16 protein-coding genes are annotated in these 26,185 nt (G+C 46.6%); 6 read left to right on the forward strand and 10 right to left on the reverse strand.

The window, feature by feature from the left end; all coding sequences use genetic code 11:
• Positions 1–17 precede the first annotated feature (17 nt).
• The 3 genes from metI to HHL16_RS15855 all read right to left on the reverse strand — a co-directional run bounded on the left by metI (position 18) and on the right by HHL16_RS15855 (position 3,036).
• The gene (metI, locus tag HHL16_RS15845; RefSeq protein WP_169426155.1) at positions 18–671 is read right to left on the reverse strand and encodes a methionine ABC transporter permease MetI; all 654 of its coding nucleotides are present in this window, start codon (positions 669–671) and stop codon (positions 18–20) included.
• A complete protein-coding gene (locus tag HHL16_RS15850) occupies positions 664–1,692 on the reverse strand; it encodes an ATP-binding cassette domain-containing protein (RefSeq protein WP_169426156.1) in 1,029 nt (342 codons plus the stop codon). The genes metI and HHL16_RS15850 overlap by 8 nt, the downstream gene beginning before the upstream one ends.
• Positions 1,693–1,786: 94 nt before the next feature.
• Positions 1,787–3,036 (reverse strand): IS3 family transposase gene (locus tag HHL16_RS15855; RefSeq protein WP_169426157.1). Its coding sequence is split into 2 segments (ribosomal slippage): positions 1,787–2,676 and positions 2,676–3,036, totalling 1,251 coding nucleotides; the frame shifts between segments, so codons are not numbered across the junction.
• A gap of 429 nt (positions 3,037–3,465) precedes the next feature.
• Here HHL16_RS15855 and HHL16_RS15860 point away from each other — a divergent pair.
• A complete protein-coding gene (locus HHL16_RS15860) occupies positions 3,466–4,311 on the forward strand; it encodes a S1-like domain-containing RNA-binding protein (protein WP_169426158.1) in 846 nt (281 codons plus the stop codon).
• A 61-nt stretch (positions 4,312–4,372) separates the two neighbouring features.
• Here the strand turns inward: HHL16_RS15860 and HHL16_RS15865 are convergent, their stop codons facing one another.
• From HHL16_RS15865 to HHL16_RS15885, 5 genes are all read right to left on the reverse strand, one after another.
• On the reverse strand, positions 4,373–5,443 hold the full coding sequence (locus HHL16_RS15865; protein ID WP_169426159.1) for an AAA family ATPase: 1,071 nt from the start codon (positions 5,441–5,443) through the stop codon (positions 4,373–4,375).
• Between the two features lie 363 nt (positions 5,444–5,806).
• Positions 5,807–6,808, reverse strand: a complete 1,002-nt coding sequence (locus HHL16_RS15870; RefSeq protein ID WP_169426160.1) for a c-type cytochrome — start codon at positions 6,806–6,808, stop codon at positions 5,807–5,809.
• 21 nt (positions 6,809–6,829) lie between these two features.
• Positions 6,830–8,191, reverse strand: a complete 1,362-nt coding sequence (locus HHL16_RS15875; RefSeq protein WP_169426161.1) for an aryl-sulfate sulfotransferase — start codon at positions 8,189–8,191, stop codon at positions 6,830–6,832.
• Between the two features lie 88 nt (positions 8,192–8,279).
• Positions 8,280–9,800: a RagB/SusD family nutrient uptake outer membrane protein gene (locus tag HHL16_RS15880; protein WP_169426162.1), complete on the reverse strand. Its 1,521-nt coding sequence runs from the start codon at positions 9,798–9,800 to the stop codon at positions 8,280–8,282.
• A gap of 18 nt (positions 9,801–9,818) precedes the next feature.
• On the reverse strand, positions 9,819–12,794 hold the full coding sequence (locus tag HHL16_RS15885) for a TonB-dependent receptor (RefSeq protein ID WP_169426163.1): 2,976 nt from the start codon (positions 12,792–12,794) through the stop codon (positions 9,819–9,821).
• Between the two features lie 351 nt (positions 12,795–13,145).
• Between HHL16_RS15885 and HHL16_RS15890 the strand changes: the two genes are divergently transcribed.
• From HHL16_RS15890 to HHL16_RS15900, 3 genes are all read left to right on the forward strand, one after another.
• Positions 13,146–16,133, forward strand: a complete 2,988-nt coding sequence (locus HHL16_RS15890; protein ID WP_169426164.1) for a glycoside hydrolase domain-containing protein — start codon at positions 13,146–13,148, stop codon at positions 16,131–16,133.
• Positions 16,134–16,161: 28 nt separating this feature from the next.
• Positions 16,162–19,275: a DUF5107 domain-containing protein gene (locus HHL16_RS15895; RefSeq protein WP_169426165.1), complete on the forward strand. Its 3,114-nt coding sequence runs from the start codon at positions 16,162–16,164 to the stop codon at positions 19,273–19,275.
• Positions 19,276–19,582: 307 nt separating this feature from the next.
• Positions 19,583–20,680, forward strand: coding sequence for a terpene synthase family protein (locus tag HHL16_RS15900; RefSeq protein ID WP_169426166.1), 1,098 nt, complete (start codon positions 19,583–19,585; stop codon positions 20,678–20,680).
• A gap of 35 nt (positions 20,681–20,715) precedes the next feature.
• On the opposite strand, the gene HHL16_RS15905 is transcribed toward HHL16_RS15900, so the two are convergent.
• Complete coding sequence (locus HHL16_RS15905) at positions 20,716–22,476, reverse strand: hybrid sensor histidine kinase/response regulator (RefSeq protein WP_169426167.1); 1,761 nt, start codon at positions 22,474–22,476, stop codon at positions 20,716–20,718.
• 438 nt (positions 22,477–22,914) lie between these two features.
• On the opposite strand from HHL16_RS15905, the gene HHL16_RS15910 reads away from it, so the two are divergent.
• On the forward strand, positions 22,915–24,810 hold the full coding sequence (locus tag HHL16_RS15910) for an endo-beta-N-acetylglucosaminidase H (protein ID WP_169426168.1): 1,896 nt from the start codon (positions 22,915–22,917) through the stop codon (positions 24,808–24,810).
• 94 nt (positions 24,811–24,904) lie between these two features.
• Here HHL16_RS15910 and HHL16_RS15915 read toward each other — a convergent pair whose 3' ends face one another.
• Complete coding sequence (locus HHL16_RS15915; protein ID WP_169426169.1) at positions 24,905–25,657, reverse strand: SDR family oxidoreductase; 753 nt, start codon at positions 25,655–25,657, stop codon at positions 24,905–24,907.
• A gap of 120 nt (positions 25,658–25,777) precedes the next feature.
• Here HHL16_RS15915 and HHL16_RS15920 point away from each other — a divergent pair, with 120 nt between their 5' ends.
• Positions 25,778–26,155 (forward strand): helix-turn-helix domain-containing protein, encoded by a 378-nt coding sequence (locus tag HHL16_RS15920; RefSeq protein WP_169426170.1) that lies wholly within the window; start codon positions 25,778–25,780, stop codon positions 26,153–26,155.
• Positions 26,156–26,185: the final 30 nt, after the last annotated feature.

The raw sequence follows: 26,185 nt of genomic DNA on the forward strand, positions 1-26,185 counted from the left end.
TGTTTGTTGTTTATGATTTATCTGTGATTAAACTTTTTCGAGAGGCGGTCGCCTGCAAACTGAATGATGAACACCAACGCCACCAGCAATACCAATACCGAATTCATGATAAAGTGGTCGTAGCCCACATATCCGTACTGATAACCGATCTGTCCTAATCCACCTGCTCCTACTGCACCGCCCATGGCTGAATATCCCACCAGCGTAATCAAGGTAATGGTGGCATTATTGATCAGCGAGGGCAATGCTTCTGGCAGCAACACTTTAGTTACGATCTGAAACGGACTTGCACCCATTGCTCTGGCAGTCTCAATTAAACCATGTGGTACTTCGAGCAAACTGTTCTCTACCAGCCTCGCTATGAACGGCGCAGCTCCGATGCTCAGCGGCACCAGTGCAGCCCAAACTCCAATGGAAGTGCCCACTATGGCGCGTGTGAATGGGATCATCCACACAATAAGGATGATGAAGGGAATAGACCGGAACACATTCACCATTGCCGACATGGTCCGGTGATAAACTCCGTTTTCCAGCAGTTGTCCCTTTCTGGTTAAGAAGAGCAGGATGCCTGCAGGCAGTCCCAATACAAATCCGAAGAAGCCGGAAGTAAAAGTCATGAAAATGGTTTCCCATAATCCTTTCAGTAAAAGCGGGGCCGTTGTATCAAGCATATCCTTTCAGTTCGTTTTTTATTTTACGCTGGTTGAAATACTCTACCGCTCTGTCGTTGGTTTCTTTGTTTCCTTTCAGATGCAACAGCAGTTTCCCGAAACTGGCTCTTCCGAGATATTCGATATCTGCTTTGATCAGTTTGTAAGGGATTTTGAATTTGTTGTACACCGTGTCGATCAACTCATCGAAGGCGATGTTCCCGGTAAGCTCCAGTTCTATGAGCGGGGTTAATCCTTCTGCCTGTTCCTGTTTCATGTTTATATAAATTTCATGGGGTAATGTGATAGTACCTGTATTGATGAACCGGTTGATCACCGGATGATTTCTGTCTGTGAGCAATTGCTCCAAAGTGCCCTCTGCTACCAGCTTTCCGTGATCGATCACTGCTATCTGGTTACAGATCGATTTCACTACATCCATTTCGTGCGTAATGAGCAGTATAGTCAGTTTCAATCTCCGGTTGATATCGCGCAGCAGTTCCAGAATGCTTTGCGTGGTAGCGGGATCCAGTGCACTCGTTGCTTCATCGCAGAGCAACAGATAAGGATCGTTCGCGAGTGCGCGGGCGATAGCCACTCTTTGTTTCTGTCCACCGGAAAGACTGCGTGGATATTCGTTTGCCTTTTCTTCCAATCCTACTATCTGCAACAGTTCCGTAACTTTTTCGCGGATGATATGTTGCGGCACATTATCCAGTTCGAGCGGCAATGCGATATTGCCATAGACCGTGCGCGATGAGAGCAGGTTGAAATGCTGAAAGATCATTCCGATCTTCTTTCGTTGCGCAGCCAGTTGCTTTGAAGGCAGCACCGTAAGATCGATCCCGTTTACGATGATCTGTCCGGTATCTGGCTTTTCCAGCAGGTTCACGCATCGGATCAGCGTGCTCTTTCCCGCACCGGAACTTCCGATGATGCCTACGATATCGCCTTCTGAAATTTGGAGATTGATATTGTCCAGCGCCTTGAATGGCTGATCTTTCTGCCTGAACGTTTTCGATATATTCCTGATCTGAATCATGGATGGATGCCGTTAACTATTGATAAACCTGTGTCTTGTCCTAAAAAAAGTTGACTGATTATAAAAATCGAAGCTATATAAGCACTTGGGCAAATTAAAGCTCAGGTGCTTTTTTCTTCCAGCTTCTGGATTTGATTTTTCTTTGCTGATGCATTTGATTGGGAGTTAGCATTTCACAACTCATGTGAGGCCTTTTTTCGTTATACAAATAAATAGCCTGACGCACCTGTAAGTTTACTTGTTCAATATCTTCAAAGCTTTCATCCAACCCAAATTCGTCTTTCAATATTCCATTAACCCGCTCAGCCAGAGCGTTATCATAGGGGCTACCATCTTCAGTCATGCTAATCAATATTTTACTTGATTTCAGCTGGTTCACATAGGCAGTACTGCAGTATTGCAAACCACGGTCTGAATGATGGATCAACTTCCCTTTGTATTGTCTACTCCTGACTGCATCCTGCAAGGCTTTTACGGTATGTCCTGAAGAGAGGTCCTTACTTACATTGTAACCCACTATCTTTCGGGAATAAGCGTCAGTGAGTAAATGCAAATAGCAATAACCAGCACCTACACTCAGATAAGTTATATCAGCGGCCCAGACCTGTTCAGGACGTTTTATTTCCAAGCCTTTTAACAGGTTGGGATGCTTACGCATCCAGTGTCGGGAGTCTGTTGTTTTTACATACCGCTTTTTTCGACTGACTAACAAGCCTGTGCTGCGCAATAACGAAAAAAGTTTGTCACGACCTAAACCTAATTGTTCTTTCTGCAATTCAGGCTTTAGGATCTTATACAATTTCCTGGTTCCCAAACGGGGCATTTGTGCACGGATAGCCAATACCTTACTTTTTACTACCGATTCATGACAGGCTTTTAAATGCCTGTTACGAATCGACTTGTAATAAGCCTGTTTGCTATAGCCTAGTTGCCGGCAAACTGCCGTAAGATTTATTTCTTTTTCTGCTGCCAACTCCTGGACAACTCGGCCTCGATTTTTTTTATGACATCTGTTTCCAACTCCCGATTAGTTATTTCGATCAGCTTATCATAAACCTTTAACTTCAGCTCTGCTGCTTCCAGTTGCTTTTCCAATTCCTTGATTCGTTGTTTTTGAGGATCTTTCATGGGACGACCAATACTTGAAGGTGACTCATAGGCAAATTTACCATACTTCCGACACCAATCAAGAACCCGACTTTTTCCCTTAATCCCGTACTTAACCTGGAGTGCGTCCTTACTCACGCCCCCGCGCTCAAACTCACGCACTACTTGCCTTTTAAAACTTTCGCTGTACCGTGCTACGGGGACACTTACTTTCAATTTAACTCGTACCTGTTTCATTATTGAACAATTTATAGTCAACTTTTTTCAGGACGAGACACTGTAAAAAAAATCCCCGGTAGAATGTACCGGGGACGAGTTCAATATTGTTGATATAACTGTCATTTACCCAATACACCGGTTTTGTTTGTCCAGCAGCAATACATCATCATCTTCATCTTCGGAGAAGAAGTGACTGCATTGCAGTTACGGGTAATATTGAAGTTAGTGCTCATTTCTTTTTCTAAAAGTCCACCGCAAAAGTAGGGTAATAAATGAACCAGCCAAAATCAGAATGTCAGAGAATTGTTAACATTTATGCATACCAGCCTCAGTTTCAGCCTGGAGAGCCGTTCAAAAACATGCCACTAAACCGTCAAAACCGGAAAGAATTGCCCTGAAATTTAGTCTGGATGGTGGTTTTGGCGTTTCTTTGCACAAAACAGATCAATGGCAGAAAGCAACATCAGGGTTGGAGACTACAATACATTAAAGGTGGCCCGTTCATTCGATTTCGGCATGTACCTCGGAGAAGGCAAAGATGTTGTGCTGCTGCCCAAACGTTTTATTCCCGAAGGATTGCAGGTGGGCGACGATGTAAAAGTATTTGTGTACCACGATTCCGAAGATCGCCTGATCGCCACCACACAAACCCCGCTGGGTATTGTGGGCGAGATTGTTAAACTCAGGGTTGTATCGGTTACTACTCAGGGAGCCTTCATGGATTGGGGATTGATGAAAGACCTCTTCGTTCCCAAATCGCAGCAGCGCATGGGCATGCGCGTAGGTGGTGAATACCTCGTACTCATTTATATCGACGAACAGACAGGCCGCGCAGCTGCTACTGAAAAAATCGATAAGTTCCTCAGCAATGATGTGCTCACTGTAAAAGAACTGCAACAGGTAGATCTGCTGGTTTATCGCAGAACCGATATCGGCTATGTGGTGATCATCAACAATCAGCACACCGGCGTATTGCACAGAAATGATATCTATCAGCAGATCACCGAAGGGGATCGCATCAAAGGATACATCAAGAATATTCTCGAAGACAACAAGATCGATGTGGCCATCGGCAAACCTGGCTACCAACGTGTGGAAGACGAAACCGCCAAAGTGCTTCGCCTGCTGCAGGAGAATAATGGATATCTTCCTTACAACGATAAATCCAGTCCGGAAGACATCTACGAGTTCTTCGGCATGAGTAAGAAAACCTTCAAAATGACTACCGGCGGGCTTTTCAAGAACCGCAAGATCGAATTCACACAAACAGGCATCAAGCAGATAGAAGACTAATCAGTAATTATTTCAATACAACAATAAGAAAGCTGGATCTCACAATCCGGCTTTTGTTTTATCAGCTGGTAAGATTTCTTCTGAAACCGATCACTTCAGTTCGTACAACAGGTTGCGCCTTCTCATTCGGATTAGCGATCTCCGCAATGGTCATCGGTTCCTGGATCTCGGTTTTGAAACCCAAATGATTGCTGAGCCGCTGGGCTTTTTCCTTGCTCAGTTTGCCGAATTCGTAGCGGGCAATCAATCTACCCTTTCGCATCAGTGCATTATCGATGAGGGTAACAGAACTGTTGAAAGTGCAGATGATCTGAACGTTCAGAAAGTCGGCCATCAATCCATCTGAAATATTCAGCAGATTGGAAACGGCTGATCCGGAATTGTACCGCCTGTCCATGATGATGTTTTCCGCATCTTCGATCACCAGCACCGAATTGGGATTATCTACCAGCAGTTCGATGAACTCCGGGTTCATCAGATTGCCGGCAATGGCGGGCGACAGAAACAATACCCGCTTTTTGATCTTGCCAACCAGGTAACGCAGGTAAGTTGTTTTGCCTGTACCCGGAAGGCCGTGCAGCAGCACCAATCCTTTGTCCTTTTTCCGGTTAAGCCTCGTTCGGATGATCTCATCGGTTTCTTTGAAATCATCTTCATAGTAAAGATCGATATCGAGTTTGGTGCGATTGATCTCCATGGCTTTCAGTTCCATGCCATAACTGTTTTGCACAACCAGGTTGATCTCCAGCGGTTGTCTGCGCTGGCGTTCCTTGAATTCATTCACGAAGACGGTCATCTCTTCGAGAAATTCAGGTTGTAAACCGTTGTGCAGGATGCCACAAACAGTTTCGCGCAGCTCAAGGATACAGTTGTTGTTCAGGATCAGCACTGTTTCGCTGAACTCGTATTTCTTTTTCCTTCTTGTGTATCTGCGATACTGGTGGATATCACGGATTGAAGTACTGAATTTTTCTTTCATGGCAGTAAACAACTTTTCGCCATCGATGCCATAGATATAGTTAATGCTCGGCACTGCATTGAAATAGTGCAGATACAAAGCTCTGGGGTCCAGAAAGTGGCGGGAAAACACATCGCCCGCTGTTAGCACTTTCTGTGCATTTATATTGTCCATACTTATTTTTAAATAGTCAACAGATTGATTCTTTCAGAAAAACTGCATTAACTATTTCATTGCAAGAGTGCGCATAACCCAAAGTTTAATGGATGATAGTGGAGAGTAAATTCGGGGACGATATAAAACAACAAGCCCCGCAATGCTTGCGGGGTTTGTCTTATAGAGAATTCGTTGTATTAACTTATTCCAGTAGCAGAACATGCCGCGCAAACTTCATACCCACCCAAAGGGCTGTAGTTCGATTTGATATGTGTTTGATTGAACAGCATGTTATTAATATTTTGAAGGTGCAAAGCTGGCAAATATTTTTGATTATTGCCAACTTTCGGAGAATATTTTTTTGAGACCATCGGAAAGTGATCAGTAAGAAGGCTTCCAGCCTTTTGACTTCCAGTATTCGATAATCGGTTTATACGGACCAAACTTATGTTGCTCTGCAGAGAACGTATCTACAAAAGGACCACGATCGTAATCGATCGCTTTTTCTTCCACATGCGGATAATCGAAACTGCTTACACCGGGGCGTTTATGCAACTGATCGTTGTTCACAAATGCTGCGATATCCATCGCTTCTTCATCTGAGAGGAATGTTTTGCCCAGCGACACTTTATCGTAAGGCATATTGGCTTTGAGCCATTGCGCCTGTTTGATGATGCGGTGCATGCTAGATCCCGGCTGATAACTTTTCGCTCCCCAGAGCGGAGGATATACGTAAGTAACATTGTCTTCGCGCATCAACCCCTCTCCTTCTTTTCCATGGCAGCGTGAGCAATTCACCTCGTACAGAACTTTTCCATGTGCAGGATCGGCCGCGGCAACCGGCAGCGCCACTTCCATATTTTTCGAACCTTTGAATGGCTTTGCTTTGGGTGCGTAGGAATTGATCCATTTCAGATAAGCAAGAAAAGCCACCATTTCTTTGCTGTCGAGCGGCAGCGGTTTTCCGTTGTGCGGACGCATCACGCAGTTGTTAACGCGTTCTGCCAGGGTAAGCACTTTGCCTTCGCGCGCGCGATACTGCGGATAGTTTTCGTGCGAGCTCATGAGATTGAACGAAAACGGTTTGGTGCCTGCTTCCTGATGGCAGTTGGTGCAGTTCATCTTATTGCCGAGATACTTTCCATTCACTCCTTCCGGACCGATATAGTAAGCGGTATTGGTCATCAGCTCACGGCCGTATTTTACCAGCTCTCCGAACTTGTCGTTCGGCATGGCAGTGGAGTCAACGAAAACATATTCATCTGCAGGGTTTGATTCGGCCTTTTTCTCCGCTCCCTCATTTGCAGAAACACCGCATGCAAACTGCTGAACAAGTACAGCAGTTGCAAGTAATGCGATCAATATTGTATACGACTTTCTCATTGGTGCAATTAGTTTAGATGTCTACTTCGGTTTCACAATGAATGGCTCCAGGTCTTTCGCAGGAATGAATTCCACACGGTAAGGCATGATGCCGGTTTTCATCGCCCACAGAAATCTTCCGCTCAGGTTGGTGAGCACAACAGTATTTCTTTTGGAGCAGGTGTGCAGTACGGTAGTATCGTTGATGAGATAGGCACTTCCCATTCGCTCGCTGTACACATCGCGCGGAAGTTTCACCTGTAAGGCAAGACTTGCCTGTTTTGCGGATTCATCGAGGGTAAAGGCCAATGCCTGCGACAGCTGTTTGCCGGTTCCGTTATCGAACAGCATAAGCTGGTTCTTAGCATTGATGTGCACAGCATGGCTGTTATCAAACACGCTGCCTTCGGGCATTTTGAAGTCGCCGCCCTTTCCGAATTTCCAGATGAGTTTTCCGGTTTTGGAATCGATTTTCCAGATCTGTCCGTTGTTGTAGAAAGAGAGCAGGTAATGCCCGTCTTTGTCGATGCTGAGACTGTTGGCATGCATCCAGTCGCTCTTGTCTTTCAGGATCTGCGGATCACTGAGCGGATCGAGCGCATCGAATACAGTCCATTTCCAGATGGTTTTTCCCTGACGATCGAGTACAATGATGCCATCGCTTTTTACCGTATCGCGTTTGCCACCGCCCTTTGCAGAGAGGTCCAATATTTTTTCTTCGGTAGAAATGGTAACGATATTGTTGTCGTTATTCAGAATTGCTTCGTGATGAACAACAGGTGTTTGCTGATTGAACAAGGTATCGCCTGAGAGAGACAGCTCCAGTATCTGATTGCCATAACTCGTCTGAAAACTTTCGTTGCCGAGTATGCAGAGTATAGATTGACGGTTGGTGAAGTGTGCGGTCTTAAAACCGGTTCCATTCACCTGATGGTACCATACGATCTGTCCTTTCGGATCGATGATGAAAGCAATGCCCGGCGTTTCACGTTTGTAGATGAGCATGTAACCATCCCTGAATGCGGCTGGCACCACCGATGAATCCGGACAAATCACTTTGAAGTAATCGTGTATCCACACCGGCATTGCAGGTGTTTTAAAATCATAGTTGCGGCTTTTGCTTTCGCAATTGTTTGTTGCTGTTACAATGCGGCAAACATAAGCCTGCTGCGGCTGCAGATTGGTGATTACGATTTTATGTTCTTTGCGATTTGCTGAAACCGGTGTTTTGAAGATCTGTGATTCGCGTCCTTTCTCCCAATATTCAACCCAGGCATTCATGGAGTCTGCCGTATGCACAAGGGCTTCCACTTTCATGGAGTTACCTGCAGGTGAACTTAGACTGATGTCGATGAGTTTATCTGAGCAATTATCGGAACATGCATTCAGCAAAACAGCGAACAAAAATGTGACGATACCAAAACGGCACCAGGCAAAGAGCCGATTGCCTCTTCGCCTGGTGTTCGTTTGAATGTAAAACCGCCTATATGGATTATAACCTGCCATCGTTTTTCAGATTGGGATTTATATCAACCTGTGTTTGCGGATACGGGAAATATCTGTGCTTATTGATATCGATCACCTCTTTTTTACCAATGGATTTGAGGTAAGCATTCACTACTTCCTGATACTTGCCCATACGGATGAGATCGGTTCTGCGTTTGCACTCGAAGAAGAACTCCCATCCACGCTCCTGCAGAATAGCATCGCGTAAAGTTTCTTTGGTGAAAGTGGATGCATTGCCCAGCAACACCGCTTTGGAGCGGCCTTTCACGGAGTTGATCAGCGTAATGCTTTCTGCATTCGGACCATTCAGCTCGTTGAGCGCCTCGGCACGGCTGAGGATCATATCTGCATAACGGAGAATGGGAATACCATGTCCGTCGTAATATGTTTTTGAACCTGCTGGATCTGCATATTTTTTGGTAGCCACATCAGGCAGATAGTAATAGCCATCCGGAGGATTGGGCTGTCCGGGAATTGGCTGAATATATTGCAGATCGTCTGTACCCTTGTAATTGTAGAAGAACATTTCGCGACGCTCATCTACTGTTGCAAATGAATTCCAGAAGCTCCAGGATACAGCATAATATTGCCAGCGGTCTGTGATAATGGGGTGACTGATAGGACCAAAGTGGTTCATCAATTCGGTTCCATCATTGAGAGCATCGGCCAGTGCGCTGAACATGGATTCTTTGCACCATTTGTTGCTCTCTGCAAAAAGACCTGCATAAGAAGGGAACAATTCATACTGATTGAGGTCTTTGATCTGTTGCGTAAGATCAACTACTTTCTGCCATTGATGTTCGCGCAGGTAGAGTTTTGCGAGCAGTCCAAGCGCAGCGCCTTTTGTTACACGACCAACATCATTGGTTGGATAGATCGGATTGTTCTTGTAGTTCAGCGGCAGATTGGCTGCTGCGTATTCCAGATCGGCAATGATGAGTTTGTTGATCTCTGCAACCGGCGACGGGGCTGGTTTTGAAGTGTAATCCGGTTTTTCCATATCGGCTTCCGTAACCAGAATAACCGGTCCGAAAGCATCGGTGAGATCCATATAACCGAGCGCACGCAGGAATCTTACTTCACTGGTGAATTGTTTTCTTTCTGCGTCACCTATCTTTTCAACTTTTGGGATACTGAGCAACGCAATGTTTGCATCAGCCACCAGTTTGTACTGATGCTGCCAGCCAAAGCTGGTGTATTTGTTGGTGGGAGACCAGCGGGCTTCTGACAACAATGAGATATCACCCGACTGGCTGGAGTGGCCGATATCGGTGGTGAAATCCATGATGGCCATTTGAAAGCCTGCATAGTATTGATAAGAATCACTGATACCGCTGGGCTGTTTCAATCTGGCATAGATACCGTTCACCAATGCGATGGCATCATCCTTTGATTTCAGTGCATTCTGTTCTGTAAGAAAGCTGTAAAACTTAGGCTCTGTCCACTTTTTACAGGAAACAGCCGACATAAGCACAACAGCGGGCAATATTATTTTGAAGAGTTTCATATAAGCTGATTTGAAGAACTAGAAATTCATTTTCAGGCCAAAAGTGAAAGTGCGGAAAGATGGATATGCGTTGAAATCCAATCCGGCAGCGAGGTTGTTTTCTCCTCCTCTTGTATTCACTTCAGGGTCTGTACCTGTGTAACCGGTAACGGTAAAGAGATTCTGTACCGATCCGTATACTTTGATGCCCTTGAGTTTGCTCAGCACTCCCATTCTCGATAAAGGAAGATTGTATCCGAGTGTGATCATTTTACAACGCAGATAAGAAGCATCTTCTACAAAACGGGAATTGATGTAGCCGCCATATTTGGAAGTGAAGTAGCCGTTTCTTGGAACATCTGTTTTAGTGTTCTGTGGCGTCCAGCGTCTCAGGGCATCTACACCAGTGTAGGTTTCCATCAGCAGCCTGTTCATGTTGTAGAGATTGAAATCCCATGCGCCCTGGAAGAAGATGCTCAGGTCGAAACCTTTATAGCTGAAATCGTTGCCGAAGCCGAAGATCCAGTGTGGATTGGCATTGCCGAGATAGTCGCGGTCGGCGGCAGTGATGGCATTGTCTCCGTTCAGGTCTCTGAACTTAGGATCACCGGGCTTGGAATCGGGTTGCGCTGCATATTTCTCTCCTTCCTGAATTACACCGTCGTACACATATCCGAAGAGCATGCTCAACTCTTTACCCACTTCAAGTTTTGTGAAATCGGCGGCAGGTACAGATCCATCAGGATTGGCAGTTTGTGTAATGATACTCTTGCTTCCACCAAGACTCGTGGCTTTCTGTTTATTCCATGCAACGTTGAAGTTGGTATTCCACCTGAATTCTTTGGTATTGAAGTTCTCTGTATTGATGGAAAGCTCGATACCCTGGTTCAACACAGTTCCCGCATTGGCAGTATAACTGCTGAAGCCCCACCATTGTCCTAACGGAAGATCTATGAAGAGGTCGGTTGTTTTCTTTCTGTAGTAATCTACTGTTGCCATAATGCGGTTGTTGGCAAATCCCATATCAAGACCAACGTCGATCTGTCCGTTCGATTCCCATCCGAGGCCCGGATTGGCAGCTCTCACTACATACATGCCGCCATAGGCCTGACTTCCCTCGCCCAGTGAAACGTTGGTAGGTCCGAAAAGTTGAAACGGAATATTTCTTGCAGAAAGACGGTCATTTCCCGTAGTTCCATATCCCACACGAAGTTTCAGAGTAGAGAACAGGTTCAGTTTATTGATGAACTCTTCTCCATCGAGACGCCATGCAACTGCTGCTGAAGGGTATAAACCATAGGAGTTGTCGGGAAGGAAGAAGCTTGATCCTTCATCCCTCAACGTGAAAGTGGCCAGGTATTTATCTTTAAACGCATAGGTGAGACGGCCATAGAAAGCCGCGCGATTATCCTCGTGCTTATAGCTTTTCGCTGCAATTCTTTCAGCAGCTGCTTCAAGGTTATTGTACAGGAATTTATCGCTGGTGAATTTCTGCACCTGTGTGTAATGTTGTTCGAGCACATCGCGTTGACGCGAGAGACCGCCCATCAGTGTAAAGTCGTGATCACCGAATGATCTCTTATAGGTGAGATACGCTTCTACCAGGTTACGTACATCCTTATAGTCGATGAGCGTAGCCTGACCTTTTACTTTTTCGCCAGGTACCAGTGTGGTAGGTACGTAGTTGCCTTCCTTGGTGGTTACAACTTCTGTACCCGCATTCACGCGAAGTGTGAGGCCTTTGATAAGCTCATAATCGATAAAGGCATTGGCATTGAGCTTGTCGGTGAAACGATCGTTGGTTGGTTCCAGCAGCCATGCCAGCGGGTTATCACGGCCCTTGCGGCGTTGATAAGTACCATCTGCATTATATGGAGCAATGGATGGAGAAGTGAACATCAGACCGTACAATACATTCGAAGGAACGATGTTTCCATCATAGGTTTTATAAGCAGAACGCGATCTTGCACCGTACAGGCTCATACCCACTTTCAGCTTTTTGCCGAAATCTTTCTCCGCATTCATGCGACCTGAATAACGGCTGTAATCGGTTCTCTTCAACGCACCTATCTGATCGAAATAGTTACCGCTCATGAAAATGCGGCTGTCTTCACCACCACCACTCACACTGAAGTCGTGACTCTGTACACTGGCTGTTCTGGTAGCCAGATCGAACCAGTCTGTATTCACACCATTATTCAGTTCCTGTTGGGAGAACTCAGGCGGGTTGCCTTGTTCAGCAGCCTTTGCATTGGTTACTGCCATGTAATCTTTGGCATTCATCAGCTTAGGTCTGCGAAGGATCTTCTGAAATCCATAATAACCATCGTACTGCACAACGGGCTTTCCTTTCTTACCACGTTTTGTAGTGATCAGCACCACACCGTTGGCGCCACGGGCACCATAGATAGCAGTAGCAGATGCATCTTTCAGGATTTCAATATCCTCGATGTCGTTAGGACTAATGTCTTTACCTGTTGAGGAGATAAAGCCATCCACCACATACAGCGGTTCGTTGGAAGATTTGATGGAGTTTCCGCCGCGGATACGGATGATGGTCTCGCCACCGGGAGCAGCGTTGGTCTGGGCAACCTGCACACCCGCCGCACGGCCCTGAATGGCCTGCGCTGCGTTGGAGGTGATGCCACCAATATTCATCTGATCCTTTGAAATGGAACTGACAGATCCGGTAAGGTCTTTTTTCTTGGCCGTACCGTATCCGATCACCACCACTTCATCCATTTTCTTTGTTTCAGCCTCCAGGCTTACAGTGATACTGGTATTGTCGCCCACCAGTATTTCCTGACTAACATAGCCAACGGAAGAGATCTGAAGTGTAATTTGTTTTTTGGGAGCTTTAAGAGAGAATTTGCCATTTGCATCGGTGGTTACCCCACCTGCAGTACCGCGGATCTTTACCGTAACGCCAGGGATCCCTTCCCCTTTGGCGTCTTTAATAACCCCGGTAATCTCTTTGGTATCCGTTTGGGCCAGTCCCAGAAACGGTAATAACATTAATAGGGCTAGAAGCCTTGCAACCATTGATTTCATTGTGCAGTCGTTTTGAATAAGCAGTTTTAGCCGAAATACTTTCAATATAAATGTAGATGTTTTGAAGGTACAAGCAATCCATCTTCGTATACGCCTTACTGTTACTTGATGCTTTTCAACCGTTTGCATAGCCCTGCACAAACGTTTGCGTTATTTTTTCTCAGCCTGCGGCCAAAAGCCCTAAATCCGGCTTATTTGAGGAAACGGCCCCGGAGCCTGCGGTAAAAGCTTACTGATAAGCAAAATTCAGACAAACGTTTGCAGACTGATTATCAGATTTATATCCCTAGATTTAATGCTTCAACGAAACTAACCATGAGAAAAACAGGTTTGCTATTTGCTTTGTCAGTATTCGGTTTTTGTGCCAATGCCCAGGTTCGCTACTCCAGTGGATCGAATTGGGATGCAGATTCTTTAGGCAATCACCGCGCCGTTGTTCAGTTCAACGGAACGGGCAAAGTGGCCCGCGTGATCATCCCCTGGCGCAGAGCCGATGCCGCTCCGCAGAACAAACGCATTATAGTGCAGGATGCCGCTACTCAACGCCAGATACTCAATGTAAAAACCGGACTGCTGAACAACGAATCGGGAGAGATCTTCTTCGAGCCGGTTTCAGGCAAGGGCAGCTACAATATTTATTACATGCCTTACAGAAATGAAGGCCGCTCCAATTACCCCAGAGGTGTATATCTCACACCGGCAAATACAGCTTCCGAAGCATGGCTGAAGCAGGCTGATGCGAAGACTGCACCCAACACAATTGTAAGTACCATTCAATCAATAGATAGCTTCAACAGCCTGTATCCGATGCGTGTGATTGCTACGGAGAAAGAAACAAAAGCTTTGTTGACCAAAAGCAAGCGCAGCGATTTTGTGGTGTTCCCTGAAGACAGACAGTTCCCCATTCAAATGAACGACCGTCTTCCCTATCGCTGGATTCAAAAAGGACTCACCAGCAATTTCGCGGGTGAAGCAGCAAGAGGCGAATTCTACGCTTATCAGTTAGGCATCTATGCCAGTAAAGAATTGAATGATGTAACGGTGCAATTCAGCAAACTCCGCAGCAGTACCGGAGCGGAAATTGCCGCCGGCAATAGCAGCTGCATCAATACCAATGGAACAGATTATGCAGCCAGACCACTCACCAAAACAGTGAATGTACCTGCAAATAATATACAGGCGCTCTGGTGCGGCATCGATGTTCCGAAAGATCTTCAACCGGGCATCTACAAAGGACAGGCAACTGTGCAGGCCAAAGGCATGCAGCCATACACCATCAATATCACACTCACAGTAAACAATAAGATGCTTGCCGATGGTGGCATCAACGAGCCATGGAAACAAACCCGACTGAAATGGCTGAACAGCACACTGGCACAGGACAATGCAGTGATTGCTCCATACACACCATTGCAGGTGCAGAACAACACCATTAAATTATTAGGAAGGACAGTAGAACTCGGTGCCGATGGTTTCCCTAAACAGATCCTCAGCTTCTTCACTCCGGAAATGACCGGCTATACCGATCAGCCAACTCCGCTGACCACAGAACCAATCCATTTCCATTTCACACGCAAATCAGATGGCAAGGATTTCAAGCTCCGCAACAACGGCGTTCAGTTCATCAAACAAGAAGCAGGCACCGTTCAGTGGAAAGCCAGCAACAGCAACGATTCGTTACAGGTGGATGTAGATGCTTCACTCGAATTCGACGGCTTTGTTTCTTACTCGGTGAAGGTTGCTGCTTTGCAGGATATCGATCTGAAAGAAATCACTTTACATATTCCTTTCACCAAAGAAGTGGCGAAATACGCCATGGGACTGGGACAGAAAGGCGGCTACCGTCCTGACCAGATCGACTGGAAATGGGATGTTGCACAAAAGAATCAGGATGGTGCATGGGTCGGTAACGTAAACGCCGGACTGCAATACTCACTGCGCGACGAAAAATATGTACGTCCACTCAATACCAATTTCTACCTGCAAAAACCATTGCTGCTTCCCAGCTCATGGGGCAACGGCAATAAAGGAGGCATCACCATTGCACAAAAAGGCAATTCGATTCTTGCCAACAATTACAGCGGTGAGCGCAGCATGAAAAAAGGAGACGTACTCTATTACAACTTCACCTTGCTGATAACACCTTTTCATACCATCAATACAGATGCGCAGTGGGATACAAGATTCTATCATCGCTACTTCCCTATCGACAGCATCAAAGCAACTGGTGCAACAGTGATCAATATCCACCATGCCAATCCAATCAATCCATGGATCAACTATCCGTTCATCGAGCATAAGAAAATGAAAGCTTACATCGATGAAGCACATAAAAAAGGATTGAAGGTAAAGATCTACAACACCGTTCGCGAACTGAGCAATCACGCTTACGAAACATTCCCGCTTCGCAGTCTCGGCCATGAGATCTATTCACCCGGCAAAGGTGGTGGCTTCAGCTGGCTGCAGGAGCATATCGGCGATGATTATATCGCTGCCTGGTTTGTTCCTGAGATCAAAGACGCTGCGATCATCAACAGTGGTATGAGCCGCTGGCATAATTACTACGTAGAAGGCATGAACTGGCTGGTGCAGAATGTAGGCATCGATGGCATCTATCTCGATGATGTAGCATTCGATCGCATCACTATGAAACGCATCAAACGTGTGCTCACGAAAGATGGCCATCCCGGCATCATCGATCTGCACTCTGCCAATCAATACAACAAGAGCGACGGCTTCAACAACAGCGCCAATCTGTACATGGAGCATTTCCCTTACCTCAACCGCCTCTGGTTTGGGGAATATTTCGATTACGAAAAAGGAAGCGAAGACTTCTTCCTCACCGAAGTAAGCGGTATTCCATTTGGACTAATGGGCGAAATGCTGCAGGATGGCGGCAACCCATGGCGCGGCATGATCTACGGCATGACCAACCGCATGCCCTGGAGCGATGATGCTGACCCTCGCCCCATCTGGAAAACATGGGATGAGTTCGGCATCAAAGGCAGCAACATGATCGGTTACTGGAGCCCCAACGTTCCCGTTAAGACCAATCATGCCAAAGTTCCGGTAACCGTGTACAAAAAGAATGGAACTGCATTGATCTCCATCGCGAGCTGGGCGGATGCAGATACCACTGTTCAATTGCAGATCGACTGGAACAAACTCGGCATCGATGCAAGCAAAGCAGTGATCATTGCTCCAGCCATTTCAAAGTTCCAACCGGAAAGAACATTCGGCATTCAGGAGGCCATTCCTGTTGAGAAGAACAAAGGCTGGCTGCTGATCGTAAAAGAAAAATAATTTCGGTTACTCCATATTGTTACACCATATGAAAAAGCAATTCGTTTTCTGCATGGCCATGCTGCTGGGCGGATCTATTACATCTGCCCAACAGCCTGCCACTGTGAGGGAATACAAACAATCGTTTCCCACCTATCCGTTCAGCGATCCCAATCCTGTTCCGCTGCTGAGTGCGGTGTATCCTTATTTCAGGTACGATGGATTTACCGATAAGCCCATACAGAAAGAATGGAAAGTGATTGAACTGGAAAACGATTTCATCAAACTGCTGATCCTTCCTGAGATTGGTGGAAAGATCTGGGCAGCCATCGAGAAGTCATCGGGCAGGCCTTTCATCTATTACAACCACGCAGTGAAGTTCCGGGATATCGCTATGCGCGGACCATGGACCAGCGGTGGCCTCGAAGCCAACTACGGCGGCATCATGGGCCATACGCCCAACTGCGCTACACCAGTAGACTACGCAGTGCAACGCAATGAAGACGGAAGCGTAAGCTGCACCATCGGTGTACTCGATCTGCTGAGCCGGAGCAACTGGAGAATGGAGATCAGGCTTCCTAAAGACAAAGCATGGTTCTCCACAAAATCGTTCTGGTACAATGCAACATCAGTGGAGCAGCCTTACTACCACTGGATGAATGCCGGACTGAAAGCCAGCGGCAATCTGGAGTTCATCTATCCCGGCAATCGCTACATCGGTCACAATGGAGAAGCCGAAGCATGGCCCATCAATAAAACAAACGGAAAGAATCAGTCATTTTACGAACAGAATGATTTCGGAGGATATAAATCGTACCATGTCTTCGGCAAGTACACCGGCTTCTCAGGAGCCTACTGGCACGATGATGATCTCGGTATGGTACGATACGGAACACACGATGATAAAGCAGGCAAGAAGATCTGGATCTGGGGACTCTCACGTCAGGGTATGATCTGGGAGAAACTGCTCACCGACACAGATGGACAATACGTAGAACTGCAATCCGGCAGGCTCTTCAACCAGAACGCCGACAAGAGCAGTTACACACCTTTCAAGCACCGCAGCTTCGCGCCCTATGCCACCGATACCTGGACGGAATACTGGTATCCCGTGCACAAAACAAAAGGCATGGTGGAAGCCAATGAACAAGGCGCCCTGAATGTACAGTACGAAAAAGGATGGCTGAAAATATATTTCTCTCCTGCCGCATCTGTCAATGATCAATTGATTGTAAAATCTGGCGAGACAACAGTGTACACTAAAAATCTGCAGCTGTCTCCATTGCAGACATTCGCCGATTCCATTCAGGTCGCTGCAAACGCGGACCAGCTGACCGTTACATTAGGAACGAACAAATTGCAGTACCAGTCTGCTCCGCAGGCCAATGTACTCAGTCGCCCGGTAACAACACCTGCTGATTTCGACTGGACCTCCACTTACGGACTGTACCTGCTCGGTAAGGAAGCGATGGATCAGAAAAGATATCCCGAAGCGGAAGAGCTGTTGCAGAAGGCATTGAAGAACGATCACAATTATTTTCCTGCTCTCGTGAAAATGGCGGCATTGCTCTATCGCAATCTCCGTTACACAGAAGCATTGGAACTGATCACCAGAGCGCTCAGCATAGATACACACGCGGGCGATGCCAATTATTATTACGGACTGATCAATACTGCGCTCGGAAATACCATCGATGCGAAAGATGGATTTGATCTTGCTACGTTATCAACAGAATACCGTAGTGCAGCCTACACAGAACTCAGCAAAATCTATCTGCGCGAAAACAATGCTGACAAGGCATTGGGTTACGCAGCAAAAGCAGTCGACTACAATCGTTTCAATATCGATGCACTGCAATTGCAGGCAGTGATCTACCGTCAGCAAAAACAAACAGACAAACACAACAGTATTCTCACGCAGCTCCTGAGCATGGATATCCTGAATCATTTCACAGGATTTGAAAAATACCTGCGCAGCAATCAGGAGTCGGATAAGCAACAATTCAGCGATCAGATCCGCAACGAGTTGCCTGTTGAAACTTATCTCGAACTGGGCATCTGGTATTACAACGCGGGACAAAAAGAAGATGCAGTAAAGGTTTTCGCTGCTTGTCCGGCTTCCGTTGAAGCCTCCTATTGGCTGGCCTTCCTGCAAAAGCAGCCAATCAAAAAAGAAGCGATCGATCTCAGGCTGGCATTCCCTTTCCGTTCGGAGACCGCGGGCGTAATCGAAGCGTTGCGCAGGCAGCAGAGCAATTGGTTTTTGGATTATCATCTCGCGCTCATCTATCTCGACAGAAACAGGAAAACAGAAGCGATGCAGCTGCTCAACAATTGCGGCAACAGCACAGGCTTTGCACCGCTGTATGCAGTGCGGGCTGCATTGAACAATACCAGCCATCCGGAACAGGCAGCGCAGGATCTTCAGCTGGCAGCGTCTATCGATCCGCAATGGCGTTACCAGAAATTACTGGCAGAGCACTATATCCGTAACGGGCAAAACGATAAGGCCTTACCAGTTACGGAACGATTTTACAAAGCCAATCCCAGGCATTACATCATGGGAATGCTCTATGCAAAAGCATTGCTGCTGAACAAGCGCTACGCGGCTTCGGATGCAGTTCTGAGCAAACTGAACATCATCCCATTCGAAGGGGCTACAGACGGAAGAGAGTTGTATCGCGAAGCAAAACTGATGCAGGCTGTGCAGGCGATGCAGCAGAAGAATTACAAGAAGGCAATACAATTCATATCTCAGGCAAAGCAATGGCCGGAGAATCTGGGAGTAGGCAAACCTTATGAAGCCGACATCGATACGAGACTGGAAGATTTCATGAGTTATCAATGTAATCGCGCCACGGGGAAGAACGATGCAGCCGATCAGTTGCTGCAACAGATCATCCGGTTTGAGCCACGCATCGACAATACAGTGAGCAACTTCCAACCCGCTAATACTTTTGTAACAGCATGGGCTTACCGTCAGTTGCAGCAATCAGATCGTGGTACGCAGTGGCTGAATGAACAGGCCAAACAATATCCCGATAATAAAATATTGCATTGGAGCAAAGCCCTGTTTGAAGAAAATCAGCAGCCTTTACCTGATGCAGAAAAAAATGCCAACGTAAGAATTTTGGAAGCACTGAAAGTTTCCGGAGTTTTCTAAGTTTCCGTACAGAGGTTGAGCCCTGTGGCACAATTGTTGAAGCCGTTCTATCATCAGAGCGGCTTCTTTTTTTCCCTTCTTTTACCGCATTCCATAGACACTTCAGAGCAGCAATAGCACAATTCTTTTCCAAATTATTATGCATTTTTCTTTCACTGATATTTCAGAAATTTAAAACAACGTACTCTCCCTCTGCAATAAATAGTCCTTCCCTTTTGATGATACAAACTGCATCCCGCTTCGCATGCTGAAGCGGACGTGCCGTTCTGCATACATACATACTATTATTATCACCAAACCTTATGTCATGAAACATGAACACGCTGTTCAGGTTGCTTCGCGTATTGTTTCCATCCAACGAGATTACGAAGCCCTGAGAGGCCATGCTGCATTTTCTCTTCAGGAACTTTTCAACTTCACACAATTCGATCTGAATGCTTTCTGCGCCAGTTTCTCTCCGCATCCTGAAAGCAAAACGCTCTCCCGGTCGGCAAAGGAATTCTGCGACAGGTATGGCATCTGGCTGCCCAATGCAGAGCACTACATCAGTTGTGCTTTGTATCTCTATCCGGCAGCTACACTACACCGTATGGAAACCATGCTGAAGAATCTCGCCATCGGTTATTATCTGAACGACATCATGGGAAGAGACCTCTTCAAGTATCTGGCTGTAGAAGATCGCCATCAGGCATCTACAATGATACAGCGGATGTCGAAAGTACACCCACCGTTTATCGACGATGCCGGCAACGATCCTGTTGAACAGGCCAACCTCGAAATGCTGGGCGAAGTGTTGCAGCATTCACCGGAAGACTGGTTCAACAGATTCCTCCCCTGCTTCTCGAAGTACATCGAGGTAACACACCAGGATTGCAGCTGCGTGAAACTCGGCAGCATTCTCTCCGTAAAAAAATATGTGAACATGCGTTACTGCACATCGGGCATGGGACATATTGTGCAATTCATCGAATACGCAGAAGGCGATTTCCTGAACTGGCAATGGCTAACTGAAAAAGGACTGAATGAAACACTCGAAAGAGTGCATCGGTCTACCGCGTTGATCGGCGCCCTCATGAACGATTTCTTTTCATTCGAGAAAGAAGTGATCGACAACAATGCCGATTCCAATCTGCTGATGGCAGTGGCATTGAACAATCCGGATTATGGATTGAACAATGTGATCGATCATTGCGCAGGCATTATCCGATCCTTGCTGAAAGATTATCTCAACGGAGTGCATCAGATCAAGAAAGCGATTGCCAATCAAAAGGATGTTGATTCCGGCATCATGCGCAGGCACCTCGTTGGCCTCGACCGCTGCGTGCAGGCCAGCTGGCTATGGCAGGTATTTACACAAAGGTATAAACGGTCTGTTTCCATCTGGAAAGAAACCACCCTTTCTTAACCTGCATACCGTGAGTTGGGCGCCGGCAAAGGCGTTCAGCTCACGGTTATTTTTTTGTTGTGAATAATGCGGGAGATAGTTACGAGAAAGTTTTTGATCTCTATTGGTTTGAGTACATAATCATCGGCGCCGAGCTCAAGCAGTTCATTCAAACCGTTATGATTGTAAACTGCGCCGGTGGTTACAATTACAGGGATATTCTTTGTATCGGGATTTTCTTTCAGTTGTACGATGGCCTGTTCTGCGCGGAGACCCGGCATATGATAATCCATGATAATTACATCGGGCTTATCTGCCGCGACACGCAGCAGCATGGCATTGCCACTGCTTACAACGGAAGGGATCATGCCCAGCCGGTTCAGCTCTTCTCCCGTTGCACGCGCCGTGATGGCATCATCATCGGCAATGAGCACTTTTTGTCCGGGCAGCACCCGGCGGATCAATTCCATCTCTTCTTCTGTGAGTTTTCCCTGCTGCAGCATTTCGAGTTTGCCCAGCATCAGTGGAAATATCACGGTGAACTCCACTGTATTCTCCTGTATATTCTTCGTGAAGGTGATCTCACCTCCCAGTTCATGCACTTTCTCTTTGGTGATGAAGAGACCCAGCCCTGTACTGTCCGGCACATGCGAATTGGTATTGCAGGAAACATAAGGCGAGAAGATCTCTTCCATATTCACGTTCACCGAACTATTGCTGTGATTGATCACTTTTACAGACCATGCCCTGCGTGCAGGAACCGGCTCCACGATCAGCTGCACCTTTGTTTTCTTCTTACTGAACTTAATGGCGTTGGAGAAAAGATTATTCAATATCTGCGCAATCTTGTTCTTGTCCGATACAATGATGGCGGGCATCTTATCCATATTCAGCACAAAACTGATCTCCCGCTGAATGCCCAGCACACTGTTGAATTCAATCAGATCTACCAGAAACTCTTTCAGCATAAAATGTTCCATCACATTTTCCGGTTTCTTACCGGCACCGATCTCTGCCAGCGAAAGGCTGTTGCTGATGATCCCCTGCACATTTCTGGTGCCTGTCTTCAGCATGGTGGCAATCAGTGCAAGGGTCTGTTTGTTCATTTCTTTTTTCTGCAGCTCATGTTCCAGTTTCTCTACCCAGATGCTCATGGAGTTTAAGGGGCTGCGCATTTCATGCGCGATATTGGCCGTATAATGTTGTGTATTCTGATTCTCTTTCACCAGCGAAAAGCGCAGATCATTGCCATGGCGGTAAGGAATGCTGAGGAAGTAAAGGATCACCATCACACCTCCAATTACCATGCTCTGAATCACAAATTCAGAATTGAAACTCAGGGGTGCAGGTTCAACCCCATAAAAATACACCAGCTGCAATACAGCCAGATCGAGTACTGCCAGCAGGTAACAGATAGTACGGATCTTATTATCTCTCTCGATCAGAAAGATGATGGAAACCAGAAAGATAATGGCAAACTGCAATTGCACCCCGCCGAACAGGATGCCGAAAAAAGCTACGAAAAAACATTGATTGAAATAGAAGAACAAACTGGCCGTACGGTGCTTCTTCAATTTATTCCATTGAAGCACTGAAAGATTGATCAGGTATTCAATGATGAAACAGGCGAGTAAGAATGGAGTAAAAATTACGCAACTAAGTACAGTCACTACAATTGGCACCATCAGTACTGCAACAAGCAGACTTAGTTTGTTTACCAGTTCGATCCTGAAGATTTGTTCAGGATCAGCAATATCCTCCGTACCGGCTTTTACGAATTTCGTATAAAGGAGGTTCAATCTGGAAATGAAGCCCATAGGAACACTTTCAGGTTAATGGAATGATTGGAAACGATCAGGGTGCAGAGGGCCGGGTTTTCAACTACTTCAAAACTACACAAAAACTGCCGCTGTTCAAGGCCTGCAGCCATATTTGACGTTACGACCATATGCGGTTTTTACCCATTCTGAAACTATATTTTTTGATTGGATGTATGCGGGTATCGTAGCAAGCTGAAAATCAAATCGTTTCCCGCAGGCGGTCAGTCTCCCGGATTCTTTCCAACCCGATAGGTACCATTTTCTTTCCCGCCAGTCATTTACCAGCCCACTGCCCCTATCCATCAAATTATAGCCGGTAACCCCTCCCTCTGCACTTACGGGTAAAACATAGCCAGAGAAACAAAGCTCCTTTCCATTGCTGAAAGGATGGCCTTCTTTCTAGTCTCTTTATTGTTAACATAAACGCAAGCCGATATGAAAAAAAATCTACCAGGCATGTTTTGCTATGCAATTGTATGGATCGTTTCAATGTTCTTCTTCATCAGCTCACAGGCACAAACACCCAAGTCGGGTCCACTGAATGTTTGTTATGTGGAAGTGAACAGCAACAACATTCTTAACGTTGGCGCATATACGTTGAAGAACGGAGGACAACAACTATTCGATATCGCCATCATCTTTGCAGCCAATATCAATTACGATGCAGGCCTGGGCAAAGCGGTTCTTTCCTTCAACCCCAATGTAACTACGGTACTGAGTGATACGGCTACATCCATCAGGCCACTCAGAGCCAAAGGCATCAAGGTATTGCTCGATGTACTGGGCAATCATCAGGGAGTGGGCATCTGCAATTTTACCAGCAGAGCAGCAGCGAGGGATTTCGCTACACAGCTGGCCAATGCCGTAACCACCTACAACCTCGATGGCATCGACTTCGACGATGAGTATGCAGAATACGGCACCAATGGCAGGCCCGGCGCAAACGACAGCTCTTTTGTGATGCTGGTGCAGGAACTGCGTTCGCTGATGCCATCCAAGATCATTTCATTTTATTATTATGGTCCTGCTGCATCGAGGCTTTCATGGAACGGAAGCCGCGTAGGCGATTACGCCAACTACAGCTGGAATGCCAGCTATGGCACTTACTCAGCGCCGAGCGTTCCACCACTGGGCAAACCCAATCTTGGTCCTGCCGCTACCTGGATCAGCAACACCAGCCAATCCACCGCCAAAACAAATGCACAGCGTACAGTCACCGATGGTTATGGAGTCTACCTCTGTTACGATCTGCATGGCTACAACGAAACCACTTATCTGTCGGCCATTTCCACCTCTCTGTACAACGACAGCACCAAACTCACCGGTACATTGCAACCATGGCCACCGGTAGTTACGCCGCCCGCAAGCGTGAAAAAATCCCTGACCTTCAACGGCTCCAATCAATATCTCAATGCAGGCACCATCAACCTCAGTGGAACTGCTTTATCGTTTGAAGGATGGGTGAAACCGGCGGCATTCAAATCGGCCTTCCCTTACATTTCTACAGTGATGGGCATTGAATCGGGAAGCAATACAGCCCTGCTGCGATTCGGAGATGCATCACTCGCCAATAACAAATTGCAATTTGTACTGAACATTGGAGGTACACAGAGAAAGCTGGCATCAGCCACATCATTCAGTACAAACACCTGGTACCATATCGCAGCTACTTATGATGGCGCCACCATGAAGCTTTACGTAAACGGAAACCTCGATGCCTCCATGGCTCAAACCGGTTCCGTTACTGCCAACAGCACTTTCAATATTGGTTACAGCTATGAATTGGCCAGAGTATTCAGCGGAGGTATGGATGAGATCCGTGTCTGGAAAAAAGCATTGACGGCCACCGAGATCGCCAGCAAATGTTATGTGAGTCCAACCAGCACCAGCCTCGAAGCATACTGGAGAATGGGGCATGCCGACGGATCCGGCACCACCGCGCAGGATACCACAGGGCATGGACATACAGGCACTTTCACCAATATGACCACTGCCAACTGGAGCACTGAGTTCCCGGCAGCATGTGCATCTGTTTCACCAACATTTGCACTTACTTCATCTTCCGTTGCGGAGCGGGAAGCTGAAAAAACAGGCGTGCTGGTTTATCCGAATCCGGTGCAACGTGGAGCAAATATCAACATCACACTTCCAATGAATGCAGGTTCGGCAACAGTGATGATTTACAATGCAGGCGGTAAACCTATGCAGTCTGTGCGGTCTGGAAATAAATCAATCAGTCTCTCAACAGCCAATCTGAGTGCCGGTGTTTATTTCTATCGCATCACCGATGAAAAAGGAAAAGTTGTCAAAGGAAGTTTTGTAATCAGGTAGTAGTTCAGGATCCTTTTTCCCATAAGCAGTCGAACAGCGAAGGCCGCCCGGATTTCCGGTAGCGGCCTTCTTTAATTATTTGCGCTGTTGGTACTCAGAATGGGTAATGCTTCATCCCTCCGTCCACTACCGAAACAGTTCCTGTGATGTAGCCTGCACGGGGTGATACAAGGAATACAGCCATGTTAGCCATATCTTCTGCATGTCCGAAATCGCCGAGTGGAATTTCAGCTTCTGCAAACTTCTTCCGCTCCTCACTGGTGAAGAAACGACGGATATTTTCGGTATCGATCAATCCGGGCTGAAGACTGTTCACCCGTATCCCATATGGTCCGAGCTGAGCAGACAAAGCCTTCGACCATGAAACAATCGCAGCCTTGGCCACGGCCGACCCATTGATGGAGCGAAGCTCATAGGAGCTCGCCAGATTCAGGATAGCGCCTTGTTTTCTTTCCATGAAATGAGGAAGCAGTGCTTCCGTGAGTTGCCTGGGCCGCTCGAAATCGAGCGTCATGGCGGCTTTCCAGACCTCTTCAGATCCTGTAACTTCTATTGGCTGGCTCCGGCCTGCATTGTTGATGAGAATATCTACCCATCCTAATTTTTCAATGGCAGTGGCCGCAATTTTTTGAGGCGCGTCGGGTTCGAGAAAATCCTGAATCAGCAATACAGGCGCTGCGCCCTTTGCTGTAATGATTTCTTCTTTGAGACTGTGCAGCAGATCTGCATTTCTTCCGATAGCTAATACGGTAACGCCTTCGTTGGCCAATTCTTTGGTGATGGCACGGCCGATACCCTGACTGGCTCCGGTTACTACGGCTGTTTTACCTTTGAGATAAAGATCCATGATGCTCCTTTTATTTTACAGACAATTACACTGAGTGAATAATTGTTTGTAAAAGTAAACAGCACCAGTAACTTTATGCCATCAGGAAACGATTGTACGCTACGAACAAAAATGTAAGTAATGGCCGACAGAAAGTTAAACTCCACATACTCCCGCAACGAACAGGTGATCACCGACTGTGATCTCACCTATGCCATCCATATCATCGGAGGCAGATGGAAACTGCAGATTCTGAGCTCTCTCAAAAACCAGAAAATGCGTTTCACCGATCTGAAAAAGAAATATGCACTCATCACGGAACGTATGCTCACGCTGCAACTCCGCGCCATGGAGAAGGATGGTCTCATCAAAAGAGTAGTGTATGCAGAAGTGCCACCCAGAGTGGAATACGAGCTTACTGAATTAGCCTGCAGATTAACGCCGATACTCGACCAGCTCAGCGATTGGGGACAAACACACAAACATCAGACAGAAAATAAAAATGAGGATAAGCAGTAGCCTACCCTCACTTTCATCAATGTATTGACT

The organism is Pseudoflavitalea sp. G-6-1-2 (assembly GCF_012927185.1).
In the GTDB taxonomy this organism is placed as follows: domain Bacteria; phylum Bacteroidota; class Bacteroidia; order Chitinophagales; family Chitinophagaceae; genus Pseudobacter.